The 11013-nt window shown below is 30.0% G+C and carries 9 protein-coding genes; 4 read left to right on the forward strand and 5 right to left on the reverse strand.

Annotated features, from left to right (window positions below):
* Window positions 1-483: 483 nt before the first annotated feature.
* Window positions 484-1806 carry a sodium-dependent transporter gene (locus B2671_RS04050; protein ID WP_346869268.1) on the forward strand — a complete coding sequence of 441 codons (1323 nt, stop codon included), beginning with the start codon at window positions 484-486 and terminating at the stop codon, window positions 1804-1806.
* A 140-nt stretch (window positions 1807-1946) separates the two neighbouring features.
* Here B2671_RS04050 and B2671_RS04055 read toward each other — a convergent pair whose 3' ends face one another.
* The 4 genes from B2671_RS04055 to B2671_RS04070 form a co-directional block, all read right to left on the reverse strand.
* A complete protein-coding gene (locus tag B2671_RS04055; protein WP_346869269.1) occupies window positions 1947-2759 on the reverse strand; it encodes a DUF2225 domain-containing protein in 813 nt (270 codons plus the stop codon).
* A gap of 392 nt (window positions 2760-3151) precedes the next feature.
* Window positions 3152-3733 (reverse strand): TetR/AcrR family transcriptional regulator, encoded by a 582-nt coding sequence (locus B2671_RS04060; protein WP_346869270.1) that lies wholly within the window; start codon window positions 3731-3733, stop codon window positions 3152-3154.
* Window positions 3720-4553 (reverse strand): serine aminopeptidase domain-containing protein, encoded by an 834-nt coding sequence (locus B2671_RS04065; protein ID WP_346869271.1) that lies wholly within the window; start codon window positions 4551-4553, stop codon window positions 3720-3722. Before B2671_RS04065 ends, B2671_RS04060 begins: the two co-directional genes overlap by 14 nt.
* Window positions 4554-4847: 294 nt before the next feature.
* Window positions 4848-5645 (reverse strand): M23 family metallopeptidase, encoded by a 798-nt coding sequence (locus B2671_RS04070; protein WP_346869272.1) that lies wholly within the window; start codon window positions 5643-5645, stop codon window positions 4848-4850.
* Window positions 5646-6174: 529 nt separating this feature from the next.
* On the opposite strand from B2671_RS04070, the gene B2671_RS04075 reads away from it, so the two are divergent.
* The 3 genes from B2671_RS04075 (at window position 6175) to B2671_RS04085 (ending at window position 10648) form a co-directional block, all read left to right on the forward strand.
* A complete protein-coding gene (locus B2671_RS04075) occupies window positions 6175-7632 on the forward strand; it encodes a class I SAM-dependent DNA methyltransferase (RefSeq protein WP_346869273.1) in 1458 nt (485 codons plus the stop codon).
* A 5-nt stretch (window positions 7633-7637) separates the two neighbouring features.
* A complete protein-coding gene (locus B2671_RS04080; protein ID WP_346869274.1) occupies window positions 7638-8813 on the forward strand; it encodes a restriction endonuclease subunit S in 1176 nt (391 codons plus the stop codon).
* A 119-nt stretch (window positions 8814-8932) separates the two neighbouring features.
* Window positions 8933-10648: an AAA family ATPase gene (locus tag B2671_RS04085; RefSeq protein WP_346869275.1), complete on the forward strand. Its 1716-nt coding sequence runs from the start codon at window positions 8933-8935 to the stop codon at window positions 10646-10648.
* Between the two features lie 165 nt (window positions 10649-10813).
* On the opposite strand, the gene B2671_RS04090 is transcribed toward B2671_RS04085, so the two are convergent.
* Window positions 10814-10990 carry a hypothetical protein gene (locus B2671_RS04090; protein ID WP_346869276.1) on the reverse strand — a complete coding sequence of 59 codons (177 nt, stop codon included), beginning with the start codon at window positions 10988-10990 and terminating at the stop codon, window positions 10814-10816.
* Window positions 10991-11013: the final 23 nt, after the last annotated feature.

The raw sequence follows: 11013 nt of genomic DNA on the forward strand, positions 1-11013 counted from the left end.
AATAATATTTTTATAACAAATTTTTGTAAATAATTACTGTATTTTCATATAATTTATTATATCATTTTTAACTCTACTCTTCTATATTTTATTCATAGGTATAAATATAGTAATATATATTCTGTATCTATCTATTGACTTCTATATTTTTCAATGATATGATACATAACATAAAATATCGTATTAGGAGATAAGATTATGAATTTAAAAACAAACCTATCAATTTCAAAATTAAATAATAACTTTTTCTTTAGCTTTTTTAGATAGGTTTGTGTCTATATAACAATTACCATAGATACAAACCACACCAATGGAGTGTTTTGTATCTATGATAGCTAAAGAGTTTATGTTGCAATAAATTTAGCCTCATAGATAAACTATGAGGCCTTTTTATATCCTAGGTTAAGGGTCTCATAGTATAAGCTATGAGTCTTTTTTATTATTATAAATATTTTATATCATATTTCTAGGAGGTAATTAAAATTGCAAAATGTTAAAAACAGAGAAAAATTCTCTAGTAAGCTTGGATTTATTCTTTCATGTGTTGGCGCTGCTATTGGATTAGGAAACATATGGATGTTCCCTTATAGATTAGGTGAAAATGGTGGTGCTGCATTCCTAATCCCATATTTTATTTTCGTAGTACTACTTGGAACAGTTGGGTTAATTGCTGAGTTTTCCTTTGGTAGACAGTTTAGAATAGGGTCAATGGGTGCGCTTAAAAAGGTATTCAAAGAAAGAAATATTAAACATGGCTCTATTATATCTATAATTCCAACCCTAGGACTGACTGGTATATTTATGTTCTATACAGTCGTTATTGGTTGGGTATTAAAATACTTTTTCATAAGTTTATCTGGTGAGATATTAACTATAAATATAGAGTCTTTCTTCACTACTTTCATAAATAGTAATATTACAGTATTTTGGCATGGTTTAGCTGTTGTTATAACTTTAATAATAGTTAGTTTTGGAATTTCTAAGGGTATAGAAAAAATAAATAAAATCATTATACCTTTGTTATTTATTATATTTATACTTCTAATTGCCAAATCATTAAGTCTACCAGATTCCATGGAGGGTGTGAAGTATCTCCTTACTCCTGATTGGTCATACCTTTTAAATCCAAGTACTTGGGTTATGGCTCTAGGACAAGCCTTTTTCACAGTATCTTTAACAGGATGTTGTATGGTTATGTGTGGTAGCTATACAGATGAAAATTTTGATATACCTACTTGTGCTATAACTACAGCGTCCTTTGATACTTTAGCTGCTATTCTTGCTGCCTTTGTAATAATGCCAGCAGTATTTGCTTTAGGTCTAAACCCTACCTCTGGACCTGCTTTACTATTTGTAACTGTACCAAGTATATTCCAGACTATGAAACTTGGACAAGTATTAAGTACTTTATTCTTCTTAAGTATTATTTTTGCCTCTATTTCATCTTCTATCGCTATGTTAGAGGGTCCCGTAGAAGCAATTATGAACTTAACTAAGTGGGGTAGAAAGAAAACTACTTACATTACTGCTATTTCAGCTTTTATACTAGCTATACCATTAAGTTTAAGTAGCTCTTTATTTAACAATTTCACAAACTTTATTACTATAGTACTATCTCCATTAGGTGCATTAACTACTGCTGTTGTATTCTTCTACATACTTGATAGAGATGACACTCTAGCTCAGTTAAATTTAGGTTCAAAATATAAAATTGGTATATGGTTTATGAATTTTGGAAAATATGTTTTTGTACCAACAACTATTATTGTAATAATTTTAGGATTAATATACGGTGGTATTGGTTAATATATAATTTAATAAAGCCTATAGTTTTCTTTCATAAAATAAACTATAGGCTTTATTATAATCTTAGCTAAAATTTATATACTTAATAGTAGATGACCACAAGTCTTTTAAATACCTCATTAATATACAATCATATATCTCTATTCACAAGTAGCTTCATTTGCTTTTATCTCTAAATCTTTTGCTAAATCTCTCATGTCTCTAGCTTTATCTTTTAGTTTTTGATCTGCCTTGCTTAAGATTACTCTTCCTAACCATAGTTTAGCATTTGTATAATCCCCTATTCTTCTATATAACTCACCTATAATATATTGTAAAGAATAAATACTTAATCCGTATATTGGAGTTCGTTCATTTTCATAAGCAATAACAAATCCTTGAAGTGCTCTTTCTAAAAATGCCTTCTCATCTTCTTTATTTTCTAGAAGTCTATACATCCATGCAATTTTCAAGCAAATCATTGCCTTTGTACTATCTTTAAATTCTCCTAGCACTGCATTTAGTAATGCAAGCTTATAACGTTCAATTGCGATTTCTTCATTATAAACTTGAGGATATTCTTTACCTTGCCATTGATTGCCTATCTTTACAAGTATAACTTCACGTTTATAGGATTGTATTTTCTGAAAATCACTTTTTAATGCTGCATATCCACATGTTGGACATACCAATACTTCGTAAAAATACGGATTTACCCCCTCATATCTTATAAAAGCATCTGTGTCTTTTGATTTTACTTTGGGAACATAGGCCTTTACAACTCTGCATGTAAAAGCTTTTAAACAAACTGGACAAGTAACCTTCTTATCATAAAGTAATGTATTAATATCAATTTTTGTTGATTTTTTATCTTTTGTTTCTTCATCGTATTTATCTTCTTTTTTTGTATATAACTCTATATCGTCTTCATAATTAAGTCCTAAGCTTTTTAACGAAGAAAAAATTTTAATCATACTAAGTTGCCCCCTACTTTAGTAATGTTCTTCATTTATCATACGCTATAGCATTCTATACTAACAAGTGTATTTAAATATATGTAATTCTACTAACATAAATTTATATTATATCAAATTTATATAAGAAAATAAAGATTTATTTCAATTCATCAGAGGTTTAGCATCAAAATCCCAGTAAAAATTGTAATCTATTCAAACAAATTAAAGGACTGGTAAGTCTGTAACTGTATCCAAAATCCTCGACACCTATATGTCACTGTTCTCATAATTTTTTATTAAAGTATTTTTCAAATATTCTTTAATTCTTTGCTGGTAGGATAAGGGGTAAAAAACTTTAATTTTTTCTCCAAAACCTAAAATGATAGAAAACATAATAAAATCATTCTCTTTTACTCCTCAACTATTTTCTCAATTATACCCTCCATTAAAATATCTTTAACCGCCTCACTTTCCTCATCTGAACTAAAGGACACTATACCCATAAAAGTAGCTTGAACCACTTTAACTACCAATGATGTATGGACTTTGAATTTTACACCAACCTCAGTTAGTTTATCTACTACTAAAGAGTCGTTTATGTTATTATTCTCTATACTCTGTGAGGGTAAACGACGTGATAGATACTCCCACAACTCACCATTAATAGATGAAATAATGGAGTCAGTTAAAAATTTATCCATAAGGAATAACATTGCAAGTTTTACAAGTTCACGTGACTTTAATTTTTTGTTTTCATATATGAAAGACTCAAGTTGATTAAAAATCTCTCGCTGTTTTTTTAGATTTATTTCCATAAAAAGATGCTCCTTACTTTCAAAGAAGGTATAAAATGCCCCATGAGAAATACAGACAGCCGTAGTAAGGTCATTTATTGTAACTTTGCGTACACCATGGGTGGAAAAAAGCCTTTCCCCCTCTGTAAATAAGAGTTCCTTTATGGCATCTCGTTCTTGTTCATTAAATTTGGGCATCTATTATCACCTCATTTGTATTATCCAAAAACCATTTTGCTACCTGTTCACATATTTCATCGGAACGAAAATAGTAGCTGTTGTGAATATCGTCAATAGCATATAATTTTTTACGACAAGTTAGTCCATCATAATAACGTTTAAAATAGTCGGTTGGAAAGTAGCGGTCTGACAGAGTTTGAAATACCAGTACTGGGCATTTGGGTTGACCTTTAAGATAGCTGTTCTTTCCTATAGAAATTTCCATAACTGCTGCTAACCAATTAATATTTGTTTTAAACATCTGTGGATTCTCTAAAAGTGCCATCTCATAAAAGCTATCGTCCTGCTCCTTGTTTTTTCCATGATATTTTGGTGGCTTCATCTCGAAATAAAGATTAGAAGCTATTTTCTTAAGAAGATTCACAATTAAATAACCAATTTTCGCAATCCATAAGGGAAAGCCCATTGGTGATAAATCCTCATAAATACCAACACCATACTGAGCAAAAGCATCTAGTCTATTGCTGTATGATGCATAATATTGTCCCACAATTCCACCTATACCTGTACCACCAAAGAAGAACACTTTACCATTGAAGTTCTCTTTTATATAATCCACACAGCTATCCAAATCAGATATTATCCCTAAGGCAGTAAATTCATTAACACTGCCCTCACTTTGACCAATACCAGATAAATCCACTGCAAATATATTGAAACCATACTTTGCCAACGGTTCGTATGCTTTTTTTGTCATTCCTCCCACTGAGGTTACTGGTGTTTGAATATATAATATGTTTGGTGCATCAATTGATGTAAAATAGTAACGACAAAACAATTGTTGCCCCTTTTTATTGGGAATTGATATTTCATTCCAAATATGTGTACCATTCATTAAAAGCACCTCCTTTGTGATTATATGACTATAAAATAATTATAGTCATATAATAAGCCGAGATGATTAAGTTGTCAAGAAATTTTTGGTTATTCTTTTAAAAAGAATGCTAAAATACTAGAGATTAACATTGCAACAAGTTTCTTTTGAAAATAAGGTCATTTTTCGTGTAGACTGTATTAAAGGTGTAAATGAAGATTATGATCCTTATTTTGTTTAAGAAATATATCACTTCATTTATTTCTTAAAAGTAATAGGCAATCCCTCTGCACAAATTGGAAATTTCATTTCTAATGGATTATTTCGTTGATGCTGAATATGTAGGTGCGGCTCTGAAGTCGTACCAGAGTTACCTACTTCACCAATAACTTCCCCTACATCTATATGTTCTCCAACCGATACTTCTATACTATCTTGCATTAAGTGAGCTAATATAAGATACGTATTTGTTTTATCAATTTCAATAAAGATGTAGTTGCCAAGTGAGCTTGTAAATTCATCAGTATTAGGAATAATATCTGGCTCACTGTTCTCAATTCCAATCACTCTTCCTTTAACTGGAGAAATAATGTTTGCACCAAAAATCCCATAATCGTGTAGATTTGAACTTTCTACGTTATAAGGTTTTTTCAATATATCGTAAGCATAACATTCAGAGGGCCACATGGCATGTGTTTTATACTTATTACCGCCAAAAATTACTGCATTTTCAATGGGCATTGTAACTGTAATACTATCATCAGTGGTTGCATTTGCCGGGTATGTAACAGGTGAAACACCAAGTAGAATTGTTATTGGTAATGCAAACACAATTGAAATAGCAATAAATGCAATATTCCATGCCACTTTCTTTCCTCTGCATAGTGTAGAAATAAGAATAATTGTTTGTACTAGTATTAGAAATATAGCAATGGGGGCAAGAATAAAGACTGCAATATTCCATGCATAAGCTCCAATTTGACCACCAACGTAATAAACACATACTATACAAGTGACGATAATTGCACATAATAATCCAAAAAAATATTTTTTCATAGTTATTCTCCTCATGTATTATATATTTTTATAACTATTATTTATAAACCTTAATCTCGCCTCCTTTGAATCTTTCTGATTTTGGCATAACAAAACCTTATTTATAGCTAAAACTTAATTGATATAATTTCAAATTTTTCATATCTATATATAAAATTATAATGTCAAAAACTTAAGATATTCTTGGTATAAATCTTAAGATTATCTAAATATTTATACCAAGAATACTTTATTTATACTTATTTATATCATGTCATCTACCAAGTACATATTCAGTAAATAGTACAAATATTGTTGCATTTAATAACACAAACTATGTTACAAAAACTGTTACAAATAAATCACATAAATACTCCTTATATAATTTGATTTATATTACATCATATAAGGAGTATATAAATTCATCTCTAGGAAATTGGATCCTTAGACATTATCAATAACCAATAATAATGCTATAATAATGCTAGTAATTAATTATAATAACAACTATATAAGGATTTTAAAAATAAAGACACATTAGGAGGACATTATGCTTACAGGAGAATTAAAAAGTAAAGTTGATAGGATATGGGAAACCTTTTGGACAGGTGGCATTACAAACCCTCTTGAGGTTATAGAGCAATTTACATATTTATTATTCATAAAAGGTCTTGATGATATAGAAACTACAAAGGAAAATGAAGCAGCTTTTCTTTGTCTTACCTATGATGGTATGTTTAAAGAAGAGAATAAGAACCTTAGATGGAGCCAGTTTAAGAACATGGAAGCTACAGAAATGTATAACATAGTTTTAAATAAGGTGTTTCCATTTATAAAGAATCTTCATGAAGATGGAGGCTCAGCTTATTCAAAATATATGGGAGATGCTATCTTTAAAATTCCAACTCCTCAGATGCTTTCTAAGATTGTAGATGGTATTGATGGTATTGACCTGGAGAATAGAGATACTAAGGGAGATTTATATGAACATCTTCTTTCTAAGGTAGCTACAGCTGGTACAAATGGACAGTTCCGTACACCAAGGCATATCATAGGGATGATGGTAAAACTTATGAAGCCAACACCCAGTGATGTAATTGTTGACCCTGCCATGGGAAGTGCAGGTTTTTTAGTAGCTGCCCAGGAGTATTTAAGAGATAATGAATCAGACCTATTTTTAAATGCAGGACTTAAGAATCACTTTAATAACCATATGTTTCATGGCTTTGATATGGATAGAACCATGCTTCGTATCGGTGCTATGAACATGCTCCTTCATGGAGTTGATAATCCAAACATTGAATATAAGGATAGTCTATCAGAGAAAAATACAGACAAGGAAAAATACACCCTAGTCCTTGCAAACCCACCTTTTAAAGGCTCCCTTGACTATGAGGCAGTAAGTGCTGAGCTACTTAAGGTGACAAAGACAAAGAAAACAGAACTACTATTCTTAGCACTAATCCTTAGAAGTCTTAAAATTGGTGGAAGAAGTGCAACTATAGTACCCGATGGAGTACTCTTTGGAAGCAGTAAAGCTCATAAAGAAATCCGCAGAGAAATAGTAGATAATAATAAATTAGAAGCAGTTATCTCCATGCCAAGCGGTGTATTTAAACCCTATGCAGGAGTTAGCACAGCCATTCTAATCTTCACAAAAACAGCTTCAGGTGGAACAGAAAAGGTTTGGTTCTATGACATGAAGTCAGATGGTTACTCCCTAGATGATAAAAGACAAGAAATAGAAGGCAGTGACATTCCAGATATCATTGAAAGATTTAACAATCTAGATAAAGAGGTAGATAGAAAACCAACAGACCAAAGTTTCCTTGTTGATGTAGAAAAAATCAAAGATAATGGCTATGACCTTTCAATTAATAAATACAAAGAAATTGTTTATGAAGAAGTAAAATATCCTCACCCACAAGAGATTCTTATGAAAATTAGAGAGTTAGAGATGGCGATAAGTCAAGGCATTGAAGAGTTAAGTGAGATGATTGAGGGGTAGAGAAGATGGAATATAAAATGATGAAATTAGGAGACATTGCAACATTTGTAAATGGATATGCATTCAAACCTAATGAATGGGATACAAAAGGCTTCCCTATAATTAGAATACAAAATTTAAACAATCTTAATCAGACATTTAATTATTACTCAGGTGATATTGATAAAAAATATTTAGTAGCTAAAGGTGATATTTTAATATCATGGTCAGCTAGTATAGGTGTGTTTGAATGGGACAGAGAAGATTCAGTTTTAAATCAACATATCTTTAAAGTTAATTTTGATAAGATAAAGATGAATACAATATATTTCAAATTTATGGTAAGTATTGCATTAAAGAGAGCTATGCAATATATGCATGGTTCAACAATGAAACATATTACAAAAGGGTATTTTGATTCTATAGAAATTCCAGTACCTAGCCTTGAAATCCAACAAAAAATAGCAACCATCCTAGACAAAGCCCAATCCCTTATAGATAAAAGAAAAGAACAAATTGAAGCTTGTGATGAGTTGGTTAAATCGAGATTTATCGAGATGTTTGGGGATCCAATAAACAATCCTATGGGGTGGGAAGTTAAAAAGTTAAAAACTATATCAACAAAAATATTAAGTGGAAATACACCAAAGGGGGGAAGTGAAGTTTATGTTGATGAAGGAATTATGTTTTTTAGAAGTCAAAATGTATGGAAGAATAAATTAGTTCTTGATGATATAGCTTACATAGATGAAACAACTCACAGTAAAATGTCAAAAAGTAGTTTAAAGAATAAAGATATCTTAATGACTAAGACTGGAAGAATAAACACTGAAAACAGTAGTTTAGGAAGAGCTGCTATGTTTACAGGTGAAGATGATAGTGCTAATATTAATGGTCACGTTTATTTGATTAGACTTAAAAAAGATATGATAAATGAATTTGTACTATTTATTCTAACAACTAACGAGTATAGAGAATACATAAGAAGTGTATGTGTTGGAGGAATTGATAAGAGACAAATAAATAAAGAACATTTAGAAGAATTCCCTATAATTATCCCACCAATAGAACTTCAAAATCAATTTGCAAACTTTGTTAAACAGGCCGACAAATTGAAATTTGAAATGGAACAGAGCCTTAAAGAGCTAGAAAACAACTTTAACTCCCTTATGCAAAGGGCTTTTAAAGGGGAATTGTTTTAGTGTAGATTTAACCTAAGACTCATGTCATTACATTGTTTAAAGAGTTTATAGTGGTTATAATATAGCTATATAGTGAATAGTAACTACGTTAAATAAGTAAGGAAAGATAGGTGAAATAAATGAAGAGATTACCCTATGGTATAAGTGATTACAAGGTTTTAAAGGAAAAAGATTATATTTTTGTAGATAAAACTAAATACATAGAGAAATTAGAAAAGTATCATTCACCCTATGTATTTTTCTTAAGGCCTAGAAGATTTGGTAAGAGTTTGTTTACCTCTATGCTAACTTATTATTATGATAGTTCAAAACAAGAAGATTTTGAAGTGCTTTTTAAAGACAGCTATATTGGAAATAACTTAACTAAAGAACTTGGCAAATATTGCGTTTTAAATTTTACATTTTCAGGACTTAATACTGAAAATGCAGAAATTCTAAAAGAGTCTTTTATGAATAGAATAAAATTAGGTTTCCAAGATTTTATAAAGAAATATGATTTAAATATTGATATAGATAGAGATGAAAAAGATCCCGCTATGGCATTAGATTATTTTTTTGCTCATGTAAATAGAAATATCAAATATCCTATCTTTGTAATAATAGATGAGTACGATCACTTTGCCAATGAACTTTTAAGTTTTAAACCTGAATTATTCAAAGACCTAGTAAGTAAGACCGGGTTTGTGAGAAAATGGTATGAGATATTAAAAGATTGGACTAAAGAGGGGGATATGGTGCAAAGGATATTTGCTACAGGGGTTGCACCACTAACTCTAGACTCTATGACTAGTGGATTTAATATAGGTGATAATTTAACTAGAAATGAATTATTTCATGAGATGATAGGTTTTACAGATAGTGAAGTTAGGGATTTAATAAAATCAACTAGTAAGAAAGTTTTATCAAAGGAAGAACTTGAAGAGTTAATGATAATTTTAAGAACTAATTATAATGGTTACTTGTTTTCAGAAAGAGCTCATACTAGGCTTTTTAACAGTGATATGATCTTATATTATCTAAAATACTATGTAGAAACTGGAGAAGGTCCTAAGGAACTAATTGATGAAAACATAGCAAATGATTATAATAAAATTGGTAATCTATTTAATTTAACAACAAAGGGTTCCAGCACTAAAATAATAGAAAAAATTTTAAAAAATGAAGAGCTTGTTGGAGAGATTACAACGCAGTTTAATCTAGAGAGAGATTTTTACGAAGAAGATTTCTTGTCCTTATTATTTTACTTAGGATTTTTAACTATAGATGAGGAAGAGCTAATGGATGTAATTTATAAAGTTCCAAATGAAGCTGTAAAGGGAATTTACTTTGATTATTTTGCTAAAAAGTTAGAAGAATATTCTTTACATGAAATAGATTCAATAGTTATAAAAAAGGCTATTAAAGCTATTTCTATGAAAGGTAATATAGATAGTTTTATTGAAGTAATTGAAAAAACCTTAAATAAATTATCCAACAGAGACTTCATAGCCTTTGATGAAAAATATATAAAGATAATTATGATAGCTTATTTAAATTTAGCAAAGGCTTATCTTATAAAATCAGAGTATGAGGTGGAAAACGGATATATTGACATAGCTCTTTTAGATAACTATGTTATAAAACCAAAATATTATGGGATAATTGAGCTTAAATATATAACTAAAAAAGAGTATGAGCAGCAGGGTGAGGATCTAGTAAACAGAAGAAAAGAAGAAGCTATATCTCAAGTTAATAAATATAAAACTTCTGAGGAACTTATGAACTTACCTAATCTAAAGAAATGGGTGCTTGTATTTGTTAAAGATAAATGTGTTATAAATTTAGAGATAGAATAGATGAGTTTAATATGATTTTTGGGTATTAAAGTTTAAAGGCATTGATATTTCAATGCCTTTGTGTTTTATAAAGGATAAATATCCTTTTCTCTTCGAACATACAATTGTAATTACATCCCTATACTCCCTAATTTCATGTAGAATCATATAATTATAGATTTCTTATTAATCCTTTCGATTCTTTACAGTTTCCCAAAACCCCTCATTATAGTTAAGATTCTCTGTTGCTGTGTTTTTCTCTTCCAGTAACTTATTTATGATTTTATGTAATTCTTCAATCTGCTTATCTTTCACCCTTAGCTGATCTAGTAGAGCTTTAATGACTTCTTCGTTTGTATTCATCTATATTCCTCCTTGTATAATGT

This window comes from Clostridium sp. UBA5119, from assembly GCF_002414285.1.
Lineage (GTDB): Bacteria > Bacillota > Clostridia > Clostridiales > Clostridiaceae > Clostridium_J > Clostridium_J sulfidigenes.

What these genes read in the sequence shown, in the direction of transcription:
- B2671_RS04080 (WP_346869274.1), top strand. Translation starts at nt 7,638, where the DNA reads ATGGAATATAAAATGATGAAATTAGGAGACATTGCAACATTTGTAAAT.
- B2671_RS04090 (WP_346869276.1), bottom strand. Translation starts at nt 10,990, where the DNA reads ATGAATACAAACGAAGAAGTCATTAAAGCTCTACTAGATCAGCTAAGG.
- B2671_RS04085 (WP_346869275.1), top strand. Translation starts at nt 8,933, where the DNA reads ATGAAGAGATTACCCTATGGTATAAGTGATTACAAGGTTTTAAAGGAA.
- B2671_RS04055 (WP_346869269.1), bottom strand. Translation starts at nt 2,759, where the DNA reads ATGATTAAAATTTTTTCTTCGTTAAAAAGCTTAGGACTTAATTATGAA.
- B2671_RS04075 (WP_346869273.1), top strand. Translation starts at nt 6,175, where the DNA reads ATGCTTACAGGAGAATTAAAAAGTAAAGTTGATAGGATATGGGAAACC.
- B2671_RS04060 (WP_346869270.1), bottom strand. Translation starts at nt 3,733, where the DNA reads ATGCCCAAATTTAATGAACAAGAACGAGATGCCATAAAGGAACTCTTA.
- B2671_RS04070 (WP_346869272.1), bottom strand. Translation starts at nt 5,645, where the DNA reads ATGAAAAAATATTTTTTTGGATTATTATGTGCAATTATCGTCACTTGT.